This window comes from Maridesulfovibrio ferrireducens, from assembly GCF_900101105.1.
In the GTDB taxonomy this organism is placed as follows: domain Bacteria; phylum Desulfobacterota; class Desulfovibrionia; order Desulfovibrionales; family Desulfovibrionaceae; genus Maridesulfovibrio; species Maridesulfovibrio ferrireducens.
This window is the reverse complement of sequence record NZ_FNGA01000002.1, coordinates 821,758-843,190: the sequence shown is the minus strand read 5'-3', so window position 1 is coordinate 843,190 and position 21,433 is coordinate 821,758. Positions and strand designations below refer to the sequence as shown.

Here is a 21,433-nt window from a genome sequence, read left to right as displayed (position 1 = left end):
TGGTATAATCATTGTGAGTGCCAAGTCATTGGAGGCAAACGTGATGATAATTAAGAATTTTAGCAAAAAAACAATCGCTCTATCCGCAGTCATTGTGTCTCTTCTCTTTCTTCTTTTATTTGGTGTAGACTATTATTATAAGAATTTGCTGATCAAAGCAGAAAGATTAAGATATCATGATAAAGCTCTGGTTTCTGCCCGTTCTTTGTCTAATATTATTAATTCTAGATTAGCCTTATTATTGGGACTTAAAAATTTTACCAAAACAATAATTATTCCAGAGAATAAAACGAAAGATAAGTCGAGTTTTGATTTTTTTGCAGCTGGACTCTATTCTTCTGCGAAAGGGATTCGAAATTTTGTCGTTGCTCCAAAAGGGGTTAATACGTTTGTATACCCGATTGAGAGTAATAAAAAGGCAGTAGGTCATAATCTACTCAAAGATGAACGTCCAAATGTGCAGGCAGATGTGCAAAGGGCTATTCTTACAAGAAGAATGGTATTGAGTGGTCCGTATGAGTTAAGGCAAGGAGGACTTGGTCTTGTCAGCCGCATGGCTGTTTTTAAAGACGATGTTTTTTGGGGATTTGTTTCTATGGTTTTAGATATGCAGCCGATTTTAAATGAAGCGAATATCTCATCTCCAATGAACGGTTGTAAGTTTGCCCTAATCGGCAATGATGGAATAGTTTTTAAGGGAGATGAAAGCGTACTTAATACTCACCCTGTTTTGGTAACAATTCCTTTGCCGGATGGGAAATGGGAATTAGCCATTTCTCCTAAACTGGGTTGGGGGAATAGTTATTTTTTGCATCTATATATATGGCGTGTTTTGGCTTTAGTGTTTTCTTCGACAATTTTTTTGTTTATTTATTCAATGTTGATGCAGCAGAATCGACTTGAACAGTTAGTCTTGAAGAAAACAAAAGAGATTGGAGAAAGCGAGGCTCGGCTGGATTTTGCACTGCAAGTGAGTCGTATAGGAGCGTGGGATTTGAATTTGCAGAATCATGCAACAACACGCACCCTGCTTCATGACCAGATTTTTGGATATGAGGAGCTGCAACCTGTTTGGACATATGAAATGTTTTTAGAACATGTTTTGCCGGAAGACAGGGTTACAACTGATCTGATTTTCCAGAAGGCCATTGCAACACGTACAGCATTGGCCTTTGATTGTCGCATCCATCGTGTCGACGGTGAAGTGCGGTGGATTCACGTGGCTGGTGATCATAAGTTAGATTTTAACGGCGAGAACCTGACAATGACGGGTATTCTGCGGGATATAACTGAGTTTAAGCAGGCTGAGCTAGCATTGAAGCAGAGCGAAGAACGTTTTACATATGCAATTAATGCTACTCAGGATGGCCTTTTTGATTGGGATCTTAGCACTAACGTAATATATTATTCATTACGTTGGAAAAACATGTTCGGATACGCTTATGATGAACTTTCCAACGATTTTTCGGCGTGGAAAGACTTGATGAGCCCAGAGGATGCTGAGGCAGTATGGAATATGCTGGAACAGCTTATCAATAAAAAGCGTGATCGTTTTAAGATTGAATTCAAGATGAAACATAAAGATGGGCACTGGGTGAATATACTCTCCAAAGCGACGGCCATTTTTAACGAGGATGGTCAAGCTGTCAGGGTCGTTGGGACTAATTCTGACATTTCAGAGCGAGTTGATATGGAGCACAAGCTTGCGATGGCTCAAAGACTCGAAGCCGTTGGTCAACTGGCTTCTGGTATTGCTCATGAAATAAACACTCCTCTCCAATACATATTAGGCAACCTGACATTTATGAGAGACTCTTGGTCTGAAATTGAGGAGGATCTCAAAAGTCCTAAACAACTTGAAGGAAGGATATTTATAGATAGCGTTCCTGTCGAGGATACTTCACTTCAGCTTGCTCTGGAGTGGAAGAAATCCATTCTTGATAGTATAGAAGGCGTGGGGCAGATTTCAAAGATTGTTCAGGCCATGAAACTTTTTGCGCATCCTGATATTGAAAGTGTCCAGCTCACAGATTTTAATGAACTAGTCAAAAACACTGTTGTCATTGCGAAAAATGAATGGAAGTACGTTGCCGAGGTTGTAATGAATCTTGATGAGGATCTCCCATATATCGTATGCAATTCCGGTGAAATTAATCAAACGATTTTAATTCTCCTTGTGAATGCTGCCCACGCAATAGCCATGAATAATGGTAATAAGCCCGAAAAGGGCCGAATAACACTCACCACATTTCAAGAGAATGGAAACGTAGCGTTATCCGTACAGGATAACGGTTGTGGTATTTCGACACAAAATATAAATCGTGTTTTTGATCATTTCTTTACAACAAAAGAAGTTGGCAAAGGTACTGGGCAGGGGCTTGCCATTGCACACACCATAATAACAAAGCATAAGGGGTCTATTGTGTTGGATTCCCAAGAGGGCATTGGCGCGACTTTTACAATCAAATTACCATTAAAAGTGGATTGATTCTTTCGAGACAGGCAACGTCACTCTATCCCCCAGACCTTATTCTTTTGTCAAATCTTTCAGACCTAACTCCTATTGCTTACGAAAAAAAACATTTGAAATATAAGTGTTTAAATTATCAATTTTATGTGTGACAGTCTGCCTGTCATATTTAAAATAATACTCTAGTATGCAATGAATTCTCCCAAATAAAAAATAAAAACCGCACCATTCATCTGAATTCTACCGGGATCTTTATAAGGAAGGAATAGGTTTATGCTTTTCTCTGGAAAATCCAAAACATTTTGTTTAATCGTTTTGGATGTTTTACTGATTTTATGTTTGTCAGGATGTTTGTTTGGTGCTTCCGATGGAAATGAATCACTAAGCGATGAGAATATTAATTTGATCTTCGTGGTAAGTTCGGATTTGGCTTACAACGGTCCCGGTGATATTAATCCAGACACTGCAAACCTTACCAGTCAGGGGTTGCAGCGAGCGCTCCGCATGGGCACGTACTTGAAGAATCACGTGCTGGGAGGGGAAAATGTAACCAGCATTTATGCGCTCTCGCCGATGACTCATTTGCAAACCGTAAATAACTACCCGGACATGACAGCCATAGGATCAATACAGCATTTTGCCCTTCTTAATCGGCATACTGTAGCCATCCCTCCTGCTGCTGGATATTCTTCCTATACCGCTAACAGCTACCCCATTAAAGTGTCATATGGAGACGGTTCTGTGCCTGGCGGTGTTGTGGTTCCTGATGACTATTGCCCTGATTGTATCGGGTTGGATTTCAACGACATGAAAGATAATAACGTTGGTATAGCAACGGGTATTATCTATGAAAACAATCCGGGATTTTATGTTTTTTCTGCGCCATGGGAGACTTCCAGCGCTCTGATGGATAAGATCAATCGGTATCATGGACTTGCTCTGGATATACCGGCGAATTATAGCGGGCCGGATGTTGTTTATGTGATCTCCATCTCGCCTGATGGAAAGGCGAGTCTGATTATTTATGAAAGTTATCTGAATCCTCCTTCCACATACCCTGAACTTCCTTCGCCGATTGTAAGAGCTCCATGTACATATTTGCAGCAACCCTATTCTAAAATTTCGGTTGCTGGTACTAAAGCTCCTGCTAATATTAATAAAAGTGAGACTGTTTATATTGTCCGGCATGCAGAAGCGCATCCAGATCCGAAGCATGGTTTTGAAAACGGAAACTTTGTGGGGGCAGGACAATGGCGTGCGTTGGATCTTCCCAATGCTTTCTCCGGCAAAATAAGTCCCGATATGGTTTACTCCTGCGACCCCGCACAGTGGTATTCAACAGAAATTATCAATCCATCAGATTATATCAACGTTTCGTATGTCAGGCCATCATTAACCGTATGGCCTTATGCTATAGCCAATAATTTACCTTATCACTTGGTTTCCAGTTTCTTAGTTATGAAGCCGAATCAAGCAAAGAATGCCAGTGATTTTTTCTTTACCGGTGGAACTTTCACTGGGAAGTCTATATTGCTCGCGTGGGAATCAACAAGGATTAAGCCGATAATAAATAAGCTTCTCGAAAGCTATGGCTTAGCCGCAGGCTCATTACTCAATGAGAATTGGCCAGTCACGGATTACAACACCATCTGGACTGTGACGATTGATGCGAGCGGTAATCTTACGGTGGAAAACGGGCTGTGTGAAGGTATTGATTCTAATGCGCTGCCGGAACAGGCTCCTCATTTTTAATCTTTTTCGCTTAGTGCAGATTCCGCTATGCTTGCTGTTATTTCTTAGCTAAGTTATTCTGGAAAGTTAGGCCCATTAAAAAAGCTAGTCCTTGATTCGTTGTCACCGGATGAATTTGAAATCAACCGTCAGGATATTGATCACAACCTTAATATGTGGAAGTCATATTTAGTTAAAAAGGTTAAAGGGTTATGGAAAAATTTTCTAAAGTGATTTTGCTGAGCGTTATATTTACCTTTTTAGCTGCAAACGGTTTTGCCAGTTGGAATCAGGCTTCTCCGGTAACGGAGCGTGTGAAGCTTACAGCGGCTGCTATTTCTAGCGTTAAAGCCGTCGTTGTTGGAACAGAAGGAAAGATTTATTATAATAAAAATTTAGTTGCTGAGGATAGCACGTTCGAGGCTGTACCGTCCCCTGTGGGGGCTGATTATGCTGCTGTGGATGTTGTGACGAACCCTACCGGCACTGATTACAATGCATTTCATGCTGTCACTGTTGATGGCTATATGGCTTCCGATGCTGCTGTCTCGGGGACATTTACTAAGATCTCTCTTATTGGTGACAAAACAGTAGATTCTCATATTGATCTTGCAGATGGTGAGGAGGTGATTGATGTGCTCGCCACTCCTTCGTTTACGACCGCTAAAAGCATTAATATACCTAGGCGACTATATATACTCACAAACAAAGCAAAACTTTTTTTTATATCGATCTCTCAAAATAAACTCGTAGAATACACTGTTTCAGAAGTGAGTTTTACTTCTGATTCCTCCAGTCTTACTGATTTTACACCCACCAGTATTGGCTGCGGGTATAGAAAGTTGTATATCGGCGGTAATGAATTTGATCCCGATAATGATGAAACTACTGCAAGAACCAACTGTGCAACTATAAATTTGGAAAGCATCACCAGCGAATATGGACCTCTCACCATTCTTGCTAAGAAAATACCTAATATCACCGATATCACAGGTTTAGTTTGTGGAAGACCAAGCGGTCACAGCAAGGACTCCCTGCTTGCTGTCGGTCATGAAGGGCAGGCTGTTTTTAGTAATAATGGTGCTGAGACAGCCGCACTATTCACCGGCACAAATTCTGCCTCTTTCACAGATGTAACTTATAATTTTGAAGATGCAGTCGGATACGCCGTGGGTAGGGCTGGAGCTATTTATGAATTGGGAAGTGTCGTTGGCACAATCAATCATAGTCTTAGTTCCACCAGTACAGCAAACTTGCTTGCTGTGGTTGGTGGAGGTGGCCCGACAGTTATTGCTGTGGGTGAATATGGTACATTTTTAAAATCTAATATCAGTTATTGGGACCGTATTGCAGGTTGCAGTAAAGCTAGCACAACACTGTTGGGGGATAATAGTGAAAAAGGGAGATATTACCTTATAGGAACCGACTATTGTCCATATTATAGCAGGGATAGTGGTGAGACTTGGAAAAAGCACAGAAGACATATCGAGATTACAAAGAAACCCAAACAGCGCTTGCTGAATTCTAATTATTCCACCTTAACAACTGAAGATGTTGAGAAAACAAGCTTGCGGTTTTATTCTAAAAATAAGACGTGGAAAATCCTCGTCTCGGCATGGGTTGCTGCGGATATATACGCAGATATAGCCGCGAGACCTACATGGCGTAGTTTTTTATTAGGTTCTGAAGGGGACATAATGAGCACATGCTCTGAGTGGGGTTCCACTAAGACTGTAGATGTTCATAGTGGTTATTATTCCAGCATGGCTGCAACAGAGAACGGACTTTATACTTTGACAGGTAGTAGAGATAACGATGAAATAAAGGAAGACAGGTCGCTATTTGTTGTCGCTAGGGATGAGAAATATGACGGCAATTATATTATTAAAAAAAATCCCAAAAAAGAGAATGGTCATCAATTAAAAAGTTTAGAACAGAAGGCCATTTCTAATTCTCCGAAACTTTATGGATCATACAAGGGCTTATTCATAATTGCTAAGGACGGACCTATTAAATACATTAATGACATAGGCATGGCAGACAAAAATCCTGCGAACATTAAGGACAAAATGGTTCCGGTTGATATTGGGTTTGGTACTCACGAAGCGACCATGAGCCATACCATGACAAATAATGTAAATTGGATAACTGGAGAGATTGACAACCTATTTGTAATTGATGGCTGTACCCCTCCTCATGTCTGGAATTATTCTGGTGCTACTCCTGAAAATCCTACTGCTGGAACATGGAGAAATCTTGTGGGGATACCAGACAGTCCTTACGCCGCTCCTCAAAATCCTTTGGCAATTTCTTGTCAAGACAATTGCGCCATGGTCACAGGCAAAGCAACTCAAGATGGTGAAACTAAAAATTACATCTATCGAACCGAATCCAGACATTTTACCAAAATAGGTTATCAAAAAAAGCTTCAAGATATAAACGCTCTTTACACTGACACTGATGGCAGTGTGTATGCTGGTGGAGAAAAAGGCTTGCTCCGTAAGGGAACAGTGAATGCAAAAGGGACCGGCATCACATGGGGCAACCAAATTGTTATTTCTGAGAGCATCGATAAAAATAAAGCTGACGCTGATATTTTACAGATAGTAGGCTCGGGTGAAAATGTCTTTACCTTACATAACGGTACAATAGGCATGAGAGTTTCGTCAGGTGAATTTATAAAATATGACACAAACAATATTGATGAAAATAATATATATACGCAGATAGCCGCTATGCCTCGTACAAAGGGGGTATACGCTATTGATAGTAAGACCAGCATGTTACAGGCTATCACTGACGATGGAGCTTCAGTAGTTAATCAGAAATACTCAGATGGTAAAATGGTAACTGTATCAAATACTAAGTGCCTTGCTATCTCCGCTGATGGTAACACTATATATACCATTAAATCTGATGACTCTGGTAAAGTGAGCGAATACGTGTCGATGACTGAAATTGATGACGACGGGAATTCTATATCTTTTGATGGGGAAGAGACAACAGTTGATAGTTCTGAGGGGGTTAGTGCTAATGAGTATATAAATATTCAACTTCAAGTGCTGACGCAATCAGGGGAAGAGGATAAGTGGAATTCTAAGTTGATAGATATTCTTCCGGATCAGGAAACTATTAGTACGTTTACCTCTATCACTGTGCTTAGTCCCACAAGAATTATTATTACTTGCAGTAACCCCAAAGCCGTCTTTGAATATGATGGTACCAAGTGTACCATGCTTAAATTTGGACTTTCCGAAGCACCTTTGTGTGCTTCTGGAACAGAGGATACTCTTTTAGTAGGAGCAACAAACGGCAGGGTTTATCAGGCAGCTATTACTGCAAACGCTTGGACTTCTTTGCTTGCCGGAACCGATTCCAGCTCCGACATAAAAGCGATCACGAGTTCTCTTGATAAAAATTTTGCCGTGGCTGGAGGACATGAAGGTTTCGTATCAGTAACTTTCTTTGCGGACGGCGGCACAGACTCTGATGTTGACGGAGGCGTGGGCGAGGTCGAAGGACTTCTCGAATCGGCCACTTCAGACCCCGGCGCCACCCCTGAATCTTTGGCTGAAATTTATAAAACTCCAGTTGACGCTGTTCTTATATCCGCTCCGCAGATCTTTAAAACCGCTCCTGGGAAAATAGTTGCTGGCAGTGTACATAACTTTGCATTCTCCGTAATTCCCACAGAAAAAATGGCTGTGAAAGACTTAGTCCTTGCTAAGTTATATCCGGGGGATAAGGCCAATGTCAGATATAATATTACTTACTCAAAACCAACCGGCATGACAGACGGAGATTATTGGATAGTTAATCCCGCTGGTGCTGTTATGCAAGCCAGTGACACTTTAGTTGCCAATAAAGCCTATACTGTAAACTTCAGCATTAAGGATGGTGGGCCATACGATGCTGCGATATCAATTCCCGGTATCATTGAAGACCCTGTTGTACTTGGTTCTTACATCGTCCCGCCAACACCACCCACACCGTCAACTCCCGTAAGTGAAGGTTCTTCCACTGGTTGCGTTATGAACCCAGCCGCTGATTTTGGTCTGGAGTGGATGCTTATTGTTCTCATTCCTGTATTTGTTTTCATGAATAGACGTTTAAAAAAATATGGTAAATTTTAGGATATAATTATTATGTCTCCCCAATCTGTAAAGCATTGTAAGGATTCTTTTCTTGATATCCTGTTTCCCGATTTTGTAGTTACGAAAGATCCAGAGTCTCATATGGCGTATACTGGTCTTTATAGGATGATTCCATCCGGGCAAAAGAGCTTTCGATCTCTGAATCCGGTCCGGTCTGGTGTGCACCCATGGCTTTTGACTAAGCCGTTACTGTAATAAAGTTGAACCCGGGCAATGTTGACATTGTCCGGGTTTTTTTATTTTCAATATTAGAATTATTAAGCTGTTGTGCGTGTTTAAAAAAGATGTATACTTTTGGGAGGTATAGATACTTTTATTTTAGAGCCTGTTTCAAGTTCTCCATTAATAATTAAATTTCGAGGCACAAGGGCGTTAATTTCAATCCCCGCATAATCCAAAGTAACCCGGGCATGAAATCCTCCGACGGTTATGGTTTTTATTACCGCTTCAAAGCAGTTTGGATGTCCTTGTTCAAGTAGCTTATTTCCAAGTATAATTTCTTCCGGTCTGAATGCCATGTGGCATTTTTCATTGCTTATTTGTTTTTCGCATTGCAGCGACAGTTCCCCTGAACGCATACAGCCATTTTCAGGAGAGCATACATAAATGTTCGTCATGCCTACGAAATTAGCTACAAATTCAGATCCGGGTGTATTGAAAATATCCCGGATTAATCCTTTGCGGATTAATTTCCCATTTTTGATGATAGCGCCATTGGTTGCCAGATAGAGGGCTTCATCAAAGTCGTGGGTGACCATTACAAAGGTAATTCCGGTTTCCCTGTGAATAGATTTTAGCAGATCCTGAACTTCTTGTCTGAAAGCAGGATCAAGAGCGGAAAGAGGTTCATCCAAAAGCAGTACGGCAGGATCGACCAGCAGTGCGCGGGCGATGGAGGCCCGTTGTTTTTCTCCGCCGGAAAGGTTTCGGGGAGTGCGGTCCAGCAGGTGTGAAATGTTCAGCATTTCGGCTAGTTCATGAGCTTTTTTGTCAGCCTTAATTTTTTCAATATTTTTATATCTGGCACCGAAAGTAATGTTGTCTTTAACACTGAGGTGCGGAAAAAGGGCATAGTCCTGATAAACAATAGACAGACCACGTTTTTCTGGAGCCGTGTGGGTAATGTCAGTCCGGTTTATTTTAATTGATCCGCTCGAAACAGGGATGAGTCCGGCAATGGTTTCCAGCAGTACAGATTTTCCGGAACCGGTAGGGCCCAGCAGTGTAAAAAAATCACCTTCGTCTATTTGAAGGTTGATATTCTCAAGAGAAAAGTTTGGAAGATTTACATCTAAGTTTTCAATGGTAATCATATTTTCTTACCTTTTAATCCTCTTGAAAGAAGTCTGAGAGCTGCAAACAGAACGAGTGAAAGGGCAATAAGCCAAATCGCAACAGGGCGGGAGTATGAAAGGCCGTAAGCTGTGAATCTTTCGTACATAAGCACCGGAGCGACCATTGGATGGTAGGCTATAATAACCACTGCGCCGAATTCGCTGAGTGCCCGCGCCATGCACATGATCATCCCTGTGAGCAGAGATTTCCACGCCAGCGGGAATGTTACCCTGAAAAATGTCTGGCTTCTGTTTGCTCCGAGAGTCCGGGCTGCTTTTTCAAGCCGTTCAGGGACACTTTCAAAACCGTCCCGCGCCGCATTTATATAGAAGGGCAGTCCGACAAATAGCAGAACAGCCACAATTCCTGTGGTTGTTCCCATAAGCCGGATTCCGGCATCCAGCAGTCTTTGTCCTATCCAGTGGTTTCGTCCGGCAATGCTCAGCAGGGCTATGCCGATAACTGGATGCGGGATCATGATCGGCAGGTCGATTATGGAGTTAAGTAACTCTTTTCCTTTGAAATTGTTACGGGCCAGCATGAACGCAAATGGGGTTCCTATTGCAAAAGCTAATATGGCTGCAAGCCCGGAACAGGCCATACTGCGAATAATTGCCTCGCGGACATCCTTATCCATGATGGTATCAATTATTTCTGTAGGGCTTGAGCCAAAAATCAACTGGCTCAGTGGGAGGAGGATAAAGCCGAGAACAAGGAAAGCCGAGATAATATTGCTTACTGAAATATTGTGGAATTTTTTCATGAGGCTCTTAATAAGAAAGCCGGACGAATATTTCGTCCGGCTTTCAGATGTTGTGGGCTGATTATTTTTTTACTTTTACGAGTTTTTGCAGGGATGCAGGCATTTTTTTGAGCATTGCATCGTCGGGAATGATTGCAGGAACAAAAGGAGGCTGGCCCATTTCCTTGAGGATTTTGAGACCGCCTTCAGGAGAAAGCATATAAGCTAGGAATGCTGTTGCTGCCGGCTTGTTCGGCGCGTCTTTCAGTTCGGTGATGCCGTAAGTAATAGATTTACCGGTGCGAACAATAGTTGTGCCGGGTTTTTTACCGCTTACGGTTACTTTGGCCTGTTCGTAGAACTTATTATATTTGTAGTCGGAAAGATTGATGTGCTTATTAAGGGTGATGTATTTCAATCCATGCTGAACTGCTACGGAAAGGTATTCCCATGCGTAGTCCATGTTGCCTGTTTTAAGCAGAGAGATAAGCTCAACAGATTTGGGACGAACCCATTCTTTTTTGCGGACTGAAACCAGTTTTTCGTAAAGACCCGGTTTGTTGTAAAATTTTTCAGCCAGTTGCAGAACCATAACACTGCGGTATCCGCAAGGATCAAGGTTTGGATCAGAGTGACCCCAGATTACGCCGGGCTTCTGGAGGATGTCATACCAGTTGTCAGCATTAATTTCTGAAGCAAATTTGCTGTTGTCTGTATAGCAGAGAACAAGCTGGTTGGTAGCAAAGCGGATGTTGAAATCTGCATACTTGGGGATGAGGTTCTTATCAATAACCACGTAGTCGGCAGAAGCCATAATGTCCGCAGGTTTGCCCACTTCTGAAATCATACGGGCCATTTTGGTGGAACCGCCAGCTTCCCTTTTGATGTCAACGCCGGGGTGCATGGCTTCAAATTCTTTTTCCATTTTTGCCAGAGGAACAGAAAGTGATCCGGCATGGAACATGATTACATCGCCACTGATATCTTCACCTGCAAATGCAGGTGCAGCAGAAATAAGAGAAAGCATAAAGAGTGTAACTCCCAGTAAGAATAGACGCATATTCGCTCCAATTTAAATTATTATATATTATTAAGCATATATAATTACCGTATATTTTGAAGGGGAATTATTGTCAATTACTGTTGGAAGGTTAGCACAAATAAAAAAGTGTAATTATTTTTAGTTTCATCAAAGATATCAAAAGACCCCATCTGGATTGAGGTCTTTTGATTAAAAGTCAGTTTTCCGTTGTTAGGGGCGGGGAATGTCTGCAACGAATTTTTCAAGGAATGTGGCCAGATCCTGAGCTTTTTTATTGGAGATGGTTGGAACGTCCTTTGCGAGTGTTTCTACCTTATCCAAGGGGACATTGATGGCTTTGTGTACTGTGAAAGTTTCGATTTCGGAATCTTCGGGTACGCGTCCGCATCCGCCGACAATTCCGATGAATTCGCCATCAACGATGATGGGGGTACAAATCTTGAACATTCCTGCGTCGCATTGTTCGATGACGCTTTTTTCTGTTGTCCGGGCCAGCTGGGCCATGTGCTGGTGGGCCACTGAACAGATAGCTTGAATGCCTTCAGGGTGGGATTTAATTTCAGAACACAACGGATTTACGAAATTTTTGAAGCCGGTGAAGGTCATTCCCTTGGCATCGTATGCACTCGCATTGAAACCCCAGTCATTATGGATTGTTTTTTCCAGATCATTCCACTGATCTTTGGATAATAAGTCGGTCATGAGCATAAGAAACCTCTTACTTTAGTGTGTTTATGATATGAACTATAGTATCGTATTCGAAAAAAAAAATTCGGGCAAGTGGGGGGGGAGGGGATTGGCTGGCATGTACGAATGATTGCATATTCCTTGACATGTTAGAGTTTTAATAAGTATTAGCCAGTGGCAATAATTTATTAAGGGGAAATATATAATGTGCTCATTCAAAGCCTCCGCTACTAAGCCGCTGTTGGTTTTTTTGACTGTAATATTTTTTCTGTGCCCTTGTTCTGTTCGTGGCGAGGATAGTGATTCTTCCGGTCCAAAACTTTATTTTCAGAATCAGCAGGTGGACCCTTTAAAAGAATCTCTGAGCGGAACTCTTTTGCCCTCTGACAAGGCATCCCCTCCCTCAGAAAAATCAGATGCTTCTAGTCCTGCAACAAGTTTTGCAAGAACTTTTAAAAGGCTTTTTTCTTTTTCAGCCCCAACTGACGTTGTAGAGTACAATTACTACGTCGTTCAATTTATAGGTCCTGTTCAATCCTCATGGAAAAAGTCTCTTGCAGGTTTTGGAGCAGTGTTTTTTGATTATATCCCTCAATATGCGTTCATAATTAAGCTCGGTACTGCAAAGGTTGATGATGTCAAAGAACTGGAGTTTGTGCGTTGGATCGGCGAATATGCTGCTGATTTGAAGCTGTCCAGAGATGTATATGACATCACGCCTGATAAATTGCGGGAGCAGGAAGCTATGCTGAAAGTCAGGGTAGTTGCGTTCCCCGGCGAAGATATGGTCCTGCTTGGAAGTAAAATCAGCTCGGCCGGAGGGACTGTGCTTTCGAGTTCTTCGTCAGAGTGGCGTATTCTGATTAATGTTAAAATATCCATAAAAAATGTAGACGGGCTTAAAGATATAAAGGGTGTGAAATGGATTGAAAGGGCATCTGAGCTTCGCACTGATAATAATATTGCCCTCGGTATAATCGAAGCTCGTTCAGAACAGGAAAAAGTATGGCCGGTTTCCCGTAGTAAGCTTTTTGGTGAAGGTCAGATTGTAGCTATTTGCGACAGCGGGATTGATACTGGTGAGGTCTCCAGTATTCATGAGGATTTCAGCGATGGTCAAGGCGGAAGCCGGATCAACAGCAATGTAGTATTTCCAGGATCAAGTATTATTGACTACAGCGGTCACGGAACTCATGTGGCAGGGACTGTTCTCGGCAACGGTATGAAATCAGGTTCATCACCTCTGGCTAATTCATTTCCGAGTACATGTTATGCGGGGGCAGCACCAAAGGCCCGGCTTTATTTTCAAACTGTGGGGCCGGCTGATGGAGGGGCAAATCTGCCCGGAATACCTGCGGATCTGTTTGATATTTTTGACCCTGCACATGATGCCGGAGCACGTATCCACAGCAATAGCTGGGGGGCTTCCGGACCGGGAAATTATGACAGTTTATCTGTCAGCGTTGATCAGTTTATGTGGAGTAATAAAGATTTTTTAATTCTCTTTGCTGCAGGAAATGCCGGTAAAGACAAAGATTTGGATGGGGTTATTGATTCTTATTGTATTGATTCTCCGGGAACAGCTAAAAATTGTTTGACTGTCGGAGCTTCTGAATCCTATCGAATCGGCAGCAGTGAGGGGTATGGTTCCCAAGGCTGGAATATCTTCAATTTTTATGCTGAGCCTTTAGCTTCTGATCTGATTTCTAATAAGCCTTACGGTTTAGCTGCTTTTTCAAGTCGTGGGCCGACTATAGATGGTCGCTACAAACCGGAAATTGTTGCCCCGGGAACAAATATCCTTTCAACCCGTTCCTCGAATCAGTTGGGAAATGGATGGGGGTTTTTCAACGAAGATTATTACTGGTCGGGCGGAACCAGTATGGCAACCCCGCTAGTTGCCGGAACTGCCGCCGTTTTGCGTGAGTATTTGATCAAAGAGGAAGGTTTTACCGATCCAAGTGCCGCTCTGGTTAAAACTAGTCTTATCCACGGGGCAGGGTCACTTGTTCCCGGTCAGTACGGGACTGGTTCTACACAGGAAGTTTCCGGAGCACCTGATAATGTTCAGGGCTGGGGAAGAATGAACTTAGAGTCTTCTATCAATTCTGATGACAAGTATGAAACTGAATACCATGATATCGAGGACTTTGCCCCTTCAGACACAACTTATTCCCGGGTTTTTTCTTTTAAAGTGGAGAATAACGAGAAACCTTTCAAAGCTGTTCTTGGATGGACCGATTATCCAGGATCAGTTGCCGCGTCCGGCGGGTTGGTTAATGATTTGGATCTCAGGGTTCAACAACCTGATGGAACATGGGTCTATCCAGATAACGCTGTCAGTCTAAGCCCATTGACAAAATATCTGTATGCTACCGCTATTGACGGTTACTACAAGGAGGACGTAACCGGCTTGCGAGTTACACCGCCTTCTTATCCCTGTACCCTTGAGGCTGTAGGTCTTGCTTTCTCCAACCCCCTTGGTTTTATTGAGAATGTTGAAATTGTCATATATAAATATGATGGTGGAGTTGGGGATGAACTTTTCCGAAAATCATTTGCATATGTTCCATCTGGGCAATACGCCCTTCCGGTCGGATTGACTCTTACAGAAGGCAGCGTTGTGGTTGCTGTGGAAAAGCAAAACAGCTCATTCGGAGTTGGCTATCAGAATCTTAATCCCACGACCCTTGGAATGGTTAAGGTTGGGGGCATTTGGCAGGAGGCTGCTTTTACGCCGGTTATTGGCGTTAATTTCAGGACGCAGATAGCAGCAACTAATTTTGATCGTTTGAACAATACTGTATCTGTAACTGTTGAAAGTCCGCAGGCCGGCACATATAAGGCGGAAATTACCGCCAATAACATTCCTTTTGGCCCACAACCTTATGCTCTAGTTATGAGCGGTATGGTGGGTGACAATCCTACAGAAGGCGAGATTGAGTTGAACACTGATCAGCCCGGTGCTCCAATGTCGACCTTTTTGAGCAAAGCGCATTCGGCTAGCTCTGCTGTAAACGTAAATACTGTATACGGAACTGCTCTTGAGAGTGTTTATAGTGATAAGTCTTCATTTTGTGTTCAAACTGTAGCGGACAGTGTAATCAGTATTCGGTATTCTGTAACCGGATTGCCCACGGTGGAGGCAAAAGAATTAACGCTGGCTAAGTTGTTTACCAACGGAACTAATAAACAATTCAAATATGCAAACCTTGAGGATTATACGGACGGCAACTGGTGGCTTACAGATGTGTTAGGAAAATTTGTTGAGCCTGTTCAGGCTTTGAATTCTACTACTGCATATTATGTTGTTTCAGTTCTTAAGGACAACGGTTCTTATGATGATAACCCGGATCTGGGAGTTATCGACGACCCGCAGATTCTCGGTATGAGCTCGCCTGATACGGGCGGAACAGGATGCACTGTGGGAATGGATAATGAGTATGGCCCGATTCTCCTGATGCTGATCGCAATTCTGTCTCTGGTGTTAGGTCGGTTTTCCAAACTTAATTCCGGGGAACCTTTCATCACCGTAAAGTTCCGAAAATAGCCAAGAAGTGTTCCTGATAGGGTAATAAATTTAAATGGTTTACGAGTAAAATCGTAGACCATTTTTTTGTGCTGTTGTATGTCACTCTTATTTAAAGTATCGTTCTTCTGTTGCCGGGATTATAGCCGTATTTATTGTATTAGCAGTAATGAATGTATTTAACTTCTAGGAGAATCTTTTTTGTGGCTTAATCATCAGTTAAGCTATGAAAACCGACCACAGGACTAATATGCGGATTAGCAAATTAAAAATAGTTTCCTTTACTCTCTTGTCAGTTTTAATTTGTATTGAAATAGCTTTTGCAAAAGATAAAACATATTGGCCAAGTTTCGATTGTCCACCACTTTTCATGTACAATTCATCAGGAGAACGTTCTGGGTTAGGCAATACACTTAATGAATATATTCAGAACATGTTACCCAGTGACACACATATCAATGCAATTGGATCTCCAGTAAAAAGATTATTAGATGCAAAATCCGGGAAAAATATAGTCATTACAGGAATAGTTAAAACTACTGAACGAGAAAAATATTTATATTATTCAAAATATCCTTGTATGGTTTCATGGAGTATAGTTGCTGTTATTAGAAAAGAAGATAAAAATAAATTCACAAGCAACGGAAAATTTTCATTATATACCAATCTAAACAATACTAATAATATATTTAGCTATATGAAAGGAATATATTATGGGAAACTTTTGAATATAATAAAAGAAACAAATTCTAAAAATCACGGAGTCGCAGCTTTCGACACTATTGATCAAATAAATTTACTTCTTCACAATAGAATTGATTTCTTCTTTGCTGACCCACTTGTAGCCTATTATACACACCAAGATGATATAAAGAAATCGAATATAGAGTTCATTGAATGTTTAGAGCTGCCAGTTACCCCTATATATCGCTATTATGCTACGCCTAAAACCAAATGGGGAGAGGTCATGATTCGTAAAATTGATGCAATTTTAGAAGACATGATCTGTTCTGGTCGTCTTGAAACACTCGTAAAGAACTGGACTCCTGACAATTTCAAAAAGAAATTAGAAAAAGCATATCAAAATGATATTACAGATAAAGTTCTGTGTGACTAGCTGAGTTTTTAAGTGTCGTCATAATGTCAAAGGGCTAGCTAATTATTTAGCTAGCCCTTTTTTATTGAGGAGGGGCAGTGTCCCCTCAATGGTGCATGCTTTTTAATGAAACCTGAATGATAGTGTTAATAACATATTGATATTATTAACACTATACGCTAGAAAGAGTGAGAAATATAATAATCTTGAATAAAGGTTTGCAGGGCAATCGCTGCTGTAAAATAAAATTCGTATATTCACGGTTTTGGCGTTTGATATATTTCTGATTCTGGATTGAAAAGTATGCTGTCGGAGGGGGAAGGCCCTTTGATTTTAAATTGAGGGATGTAAGTTCTTATGAAATTATCTGCTGAAATAGGAAATCCTAAAGCTGAGAACAGTTTTAAAAAGAAAGGGATATCCCGCCGCGATTTTATGAAGTTCAGTGCAACAACAACTGCTGCAGTTATGAGCATGGGGCCCGCTTGCCTGCTGACTTCATGTTATCAGGGAGATGGTGGTCTTGACCCATTCAATAATGGCAGCAATGAAAGAGATTTGATTGTCGTTATAAGTGATCTTCATCTCGGTGCTGATATAAGTTATACAGAAACTAAAGACAATTTGATTCCTCTTGAAAATTTTCTCAAAAGGGTTGAAGATTCAACGAATGTTAAGGAACTGGTTATTGCGGGAGACTTGCTTGACGAGTGGTTTGTACCGGCAACAGTAGATACCTATCAGGGATATGATCAGTTCGATTTTGTTGAGCGTATAGCCGTAACGAACAAAAGGGTGTTTGATGCTTTTAATCGTATCATTACAGCTGGAAAAATTTTAGTTACATATGTTCCGGGAAATCATGATTTAACGATTACGGATGCAAATGTTGAAAACGTATTGCCCGGAATAAATCAGGCTCGTGATGCGGGGTTGTTGGGCCTGGGAACATATTCACCCGTTGGGCAGCCTAAAATTGCGATTGAGCATGGCCATCGATACAACTTTTTTTGTTCACCGGATCCGATTTCCAATCAAGTTGCCGCACCGGGAACAATATTGCCTCCGGGTTATTTTTTTACACGAATTGCAGCTTTGCATGTTGTACAGAACTGTAAAAGCGGAGCCGATGTAATACCCCTTGTCATTCCTGACCCTGCTGGGACTGATAGTCAGACTTTGTTATATAAATATTGGGTAAAATGGGCTTGGACGTTGAAGGCATTTCCTATAAAAAATCTTTTTAACGAAAGTATTATTGTTACAAATGTTAACAAATTTACCGTTACATATAAAGTTGAGGATTTACTTCCTTCGCAAGCTGTCGCGAAAGGTGTAATTTTGGTAAATCTTTTTAACGGAATTCAAGATAACTGGGCTGCAAGGTGTCTTCTTAATAATGTTCCTGTACCAATCCCTACTGCCGAGGCAATTGATAATGTTATTTCTGCAAGCCAAACGGATAGTATGGCAGTAACCCAATATTTTATGAATCCCGCTTCTGATAAAAAACTTGTTGTTTTCGGTCATAGCCATGTCCCTAAAATGAATGTCTCTACAAGTGATAAAGGGGAAAAAACAGTCTATGTAAACTCAGGAACATGGATTGATCATAATCCCGATAACGTCACAATGACTTTTGTAGTCATAACTCCACAGAGGGCGGATGAAAACTCACAAACAGCTGTAAAACTATATAATTTTGAAAATGAGGACGTAACTGAAATGGCTAAAGATTCAGTACGGCTTTAACATAAAACAGTTTTTTTTTGCTGTAGGATTTATTTGCTTTCATTACGATATTGACGAACCTCATTTTTTCAAGTGAGGTTCTTTTTTTATCTGAATATGGCATGAAAGGAAGAACATTCCTTTATATATGATGTGTTTTAACTGGTATAATATGCGTTAGAAGACATGATTGGATAATGCAGTTAACCATTGAGTGTTGAGGGGTGAGTATGCGTGATTTGTCTTTGAAACAGGTTGATTTTGGAGAGTTTACGATTCGGTATTTCGTTATTGAGAACGTCCCTTACTTTTGTCCTGAAGATATTAATGCCGTGATGGCTACAGCTTCAGAAGAGCTTGCAGTCGGCGAGAATGCAGTATGGGATAAAGTAGAAGTTGGACGCCGTATTTTTAGTAATGATCTTTTTTTTGAATGGTTTGCAGTTCAGTTTGAGGGATACGATTATGCTGAGGATATAGTTATCCCAGATCCTCTCCCTTGGTAAACTGAGTTGTAAACAGCTTGTTGGTCATGATGACTCGAGCATCCATCTTTATAAGATGGGTGCTCTTTTTTTGTTCAAGATCGAAACGATAACAAGCATATTTGTAATAAAAAAATTGAGGATTAGCCATAGGGCGTTATAGCTTAATGTGATTGATAATATTTTGTGTTGCAGGTTTTTTAAATAATTGACGTTTACTTGGGGATAAGTAACTGACTGATCCTTTTTAACAAGTGTTGTGCTGTAGAATTTTTTTGAGCAAATTATTTATATTTTGTGGATAGTTCATTTTATTAATTAAAAGAATAGAAGGTCTTTTGTATGAAGTTCAGTATTTTGAATAAGATAGTATTGATGTCAGTATGTATGGTGCTTTTAACTGCATCATCCATTTTTTTTACGGTTGATTATTACATGTCCCAAGGGTTTGCAATTGAATCAAGCAACAACATCAAGACCTTAAAAAAAGTTGTCGATAATCATATTGCCACGCTTTCGAATGGGTATCTTGAAGAATCTAAAATGGCAGCTAACGAGGACGAGCTGGTTGAAGCTGTTCAGTCGAAAAATTATTCTAAGCTAAAATCAGTGATTGACTCATTTTTAAGAGAAACAGGAGCCGATCTGATTACTGTGACAGATGCTGATGGTAAAGTTCTTGCCCGCGGTCATTCTGATAGGCGTGGAGATAATGTAAACAGTCAAGCTACGGTGCGGTCCGCGCTTAGCAATCAAAGTCAGGTCGGGATTGTCAGGGGAACAGAAGTTCCTTTCTCATTACGTGCTTCTTCACCGGTTAAATATGATGGCAGAGTAATTGGAACCGTTTCTCTTGGTGTTTCCTTGAACAAGGAATCCTTTGTTGATGATATTAAAGAATTTACAGGTCTGGAAGTTACGGTTTTTAATAAAGAAACACGCGCAATGACAACAATATTTAAGTCCGGGCAACGAGTCGTCGGCTCCAGAATTAGTAATCCTGAAGTAATTGCGACTGTTCTTGATAGAGGGGCAACTTTTTTAGCTCGTAACAATATTCTCGGCAAAGAATTTCAGACAGCATATTGGCCTATAAAAGGAATCTCCGGGCAAAATTTAGGTATGTGGTTCATTGGAATGCCTGTTGAAGCATTAATGAAGGCGGAGTCTAATGTTGTTAATTCATCATTGCTTGTAATTCTGGTAATTGTTCCTCTTATGATTCTTGCAGCATGGTTGATAGGAAAATCTTTAGCGAAACCCATCGTTCTTACTACTGAATTTGCTTCTTTTGTTGCGGAAGGTAATTTGGATCACGAACTTACTGTTACAACCAGAGATGAGGTCGGAGTCCTCGCAGGCGCTCTGATAAAAATGGTTGCAAATCTTAAAGACATGATTGCACATGCTCAGGAACAGACTCGTTTGGCTGCAGGCGAGACAGAAAAAGCTCACCAAGCCATGGCCGAAGCAGAGGAAGCTAGAGCACAGGCTGAAACAGCCAAGCGTGAAGGCATGTTGCAGGCGGCTCGCGAACTTGAAGGAGTTGTAGCTATAATTTCCACAGCATCAGAAGAATTATCAGCTCAAATAGAGCAGTCGTCCACAGGTTCCGACATACAGGCTCAGCGTACAAGTGAAACTGCAACTGCTATGGAGCAGATGACGGCCTCTGTATTAGAAGTTGCAGAAAGCACAGGTCATGCTTCGGGTACGGCGCATGATGCGAAAGCCACTGCATCCTCCGGTGCAAATATTGTAGATACAATGATTGGTGGAATCAGTGAAGTCCAAAAACATTCTGAAAATCTTCAGAATGAAATGGTTCAGCTTGGACATAGCTCTGAAAAAATTGGAGAAATTATAGATGTAATTTCTGATATTGCTGATCAAACTAATCTGTTGGCACTGAACGCCGCAATTGAGGCCGCACGTGCAGGTGAAGCCGGGCGGGGTTTTGCTGTAGTAGCGGATGAAGTTCGCAAGCTTGCTGAAAAAACAATGACAGCAACAAAAGAAGTTGAAGATGCTATTTCAGGTATCCAGAATGGCACACGCAACAGTATGGCTCAGTGTGAAGACACTGTAAAAGAAGTTGTTTCAGTCTCTGAAATGGCGAAGAATGCCGGTGAATCGCTAATAGGAATTCAGAAGTTGACCGATGAAGTTTCTGATCAGATCAGGGGCATAGCCACCGCTTGTGAAGAGCAGTCGTCCACGTCTGAAGAAATAAATCGCGCAATAGATGAAATTAATAATATCTCAACTGAAACAAGTGATGCGATGCGTCAGTCTTCTGAAGCTGTGATGAATCTAGCTTCGCAGGCACAACGTCTTCAAAGTATAATTGAAGAAATTAATAGTGATAATAGTTAATCCTGATTCTACGCGAGTAGAACATTCTTCTTGTATGTAATAAGAGCCGTTCCGA

Annotated in this window: 12 protein-coding genes; 8 read left to right on the top strand and 4 right to left on the bottom strand. The window is 41.3% G+C overall.

Annotated elements, in window-relative coordinates:
• Positions 1 to 43: 43 nt before the first annotated feature.
• The 3 genes from BLT41_RS08570 to BLT41_RS08560 all read left to right on the top strand — a co-directional run bounded on the left by BLT41_RS08570 (position 44) and on the right by BLT41_RS08560 (position 8,334).
• Positions 44 to 2,488, top strand: coding sequence for a PAS domain-containing protein (locus tag BLT41_RS08570; protein ID WP_092160144.1), 2,445 nt, complete (start codon positions 44 to 46; stop codon positions 2,486 to 2,488).
• 255 nt (positions 2,489 to 2,743) lie between these two features.
• The gene (locus tag BLT41_RS08565; RefSeq protein ID WP_092160143.1) at positions 2,744 to 4,222 is read left to right on the top strand and encodes a hypothetical protein; all 1,479 of its coding nucleotides are present in this window, start codon (positions 2,744 to 2,746) and stop codon (positions 4,220 to 4,222) included.
• Positions 4,223 to 4,413: 191 nt separating this feature from the next.
• Positions 4,414 to 8,334 carry a hypothetical protein gene (locus tag BLT41_RS08560; protein ID WP_092160142.1) on the top strand — a complete coding sequence of 1,307 codons (3,921 nt, stop codon included), beginning with the start codon at positions 4,414 to 4,416 and terminating at the stop codon, positions 8,332 to 8,334.
• 296 nt (positions 8,335 to 8,630) lie between these two features.
• On the opposite strand, the gene BLT41_RS08555 is transcribed toward BLT41_RS08560, so the two are convergent.
• From BLT41_RS08555 to BLT41_RS08540, 4 genes are all read right to left on the bottom strand, one after another.
• A complete protein-coding gene (locus BLT41_RS08555; RefSeq protein ID WP_092160140.1) occupies positions 8,631 to 9,668 on the bottom strand; it encodes an ABC transporter ATP-binding protein in 1,038 nt (345 codons plus the stop codon).
• Complete coding sequence (locus tag BLT41_RS08550) at positions 9,665 to 10,453, bottom strand: ABC transporter permease (RefSeq protein WP_092160139.1); 789 nt, start codon at positions 10,451 to 10,453, stop codon at positions 9,665 to 9,667. The genes BLT41_RS08555 and BLT41_RS08550 overlap by 4 nt, the downstream gene beginning before the upstream one ends.
• A gap of 61 nt (positions 10,454 to 10,514) precedes the next feature.
• A complete protein-coding gene (gene wtpA, locus BLT41_RS08545) occupies positions 10,515 to 11,492 on the bottom strand; it encodes a tungstate ABC transporter substrate-binding protein WtpA (RefSeq protein WP_092160138.1) in 978 nt (325 codons plus the stop codon).
• A gap of 192 nt (positions 11,493 to 11,684) precedes the next feature.
• Positions 11,685 to 12,176, bottom strand: a complete 492-nt coding sequence (locus BLT41_RS08540; RefSeq protein ID WP_170830342.1) for a PocR ligand-binding domain-containing protein — start codon at positions 12,174 to 12,176, stop codon at positions 11,685 to 11,687.
• A 190-nt stretch (positions 12,177 to 12,366) separates the two neighbouring features.
• Here BLT41_RS08540 and BLT41_RS08535 point away from each other — a divergent pair, with 190 nt between their 5' ends.
• The 5 genes from BLT41_RS08535 to BLT41_RS08515 all read left to right on the top strand — a co-directional run bounded on the left by BLT41_RS08535 (position 12,367) and on the right by BLT41_RS08515 (position 21,378).
• Positions 12,367 to 15,711 carry a S8 family serine peptidase gene (locus tag BLT41_RS08535; RefSeq protein WP_092160136.1) on the top strand — a complete coding sequence of 1,115 codons (3,345 nt, stop codon included), beginning with the start codon at positions 12,367 to 12,369 and terminating at the stop codon, positions 15,709 to 15,711.
• A 229-nt stretch (positions 15,712 to 15,940) separates the two neighbouring features.
• A complete protein-coding gene (locus BLT41_RS08530) occupies positions 15,941 to 16,807 on the top strand; it encodes a transporter substrate-binding domain-containing protein (protein ID WP_170830341.1) in 867 nt (288 codons plus the stop codon).
• A 336-nt stretch (positions 16,808 to 17,143) separates the two neighbouring features.
• Positions 17,144 to 18,538 carry a metallophosphoesterase gene (locus BLT41_RS08525; RefSeq protein WP_092160134.1) on the top strand — a complete coding sequence of 465 codons (1,395 nt, stop codon included), beginning with the start codon at positions 17,144 to 17,146 and terminating at the stop codon, positions 18,536 to 18,538.
• Positions 18,539 to 18,747: 209 nt separating this feature from the next.
• Entirely contained in the window at positions 18,748 to 19,023 is a 276-nt protein-coding gene (locus BLT41_RS08520) for a hypothetical protein (protein ID WP_092160133.1), read from the top strand.
• 321 nt (positions 19,024 to 19,344) lie between these two features.
• Positions 19,345 to 21,378, top strand: a complete 2,034-nt coding sequence (locus tag BLT41_RS08515) for a methyl-accepting chemotaxis protein (RefSeq protein ID WP_092160132.1) — start codon at positions 19,345 to 19,347, stop codon at positions 21,376 to 21,378.
• The last annotated feature ends 55 nt before the right edge of the window (positions 21,379 to 21,433 follow it).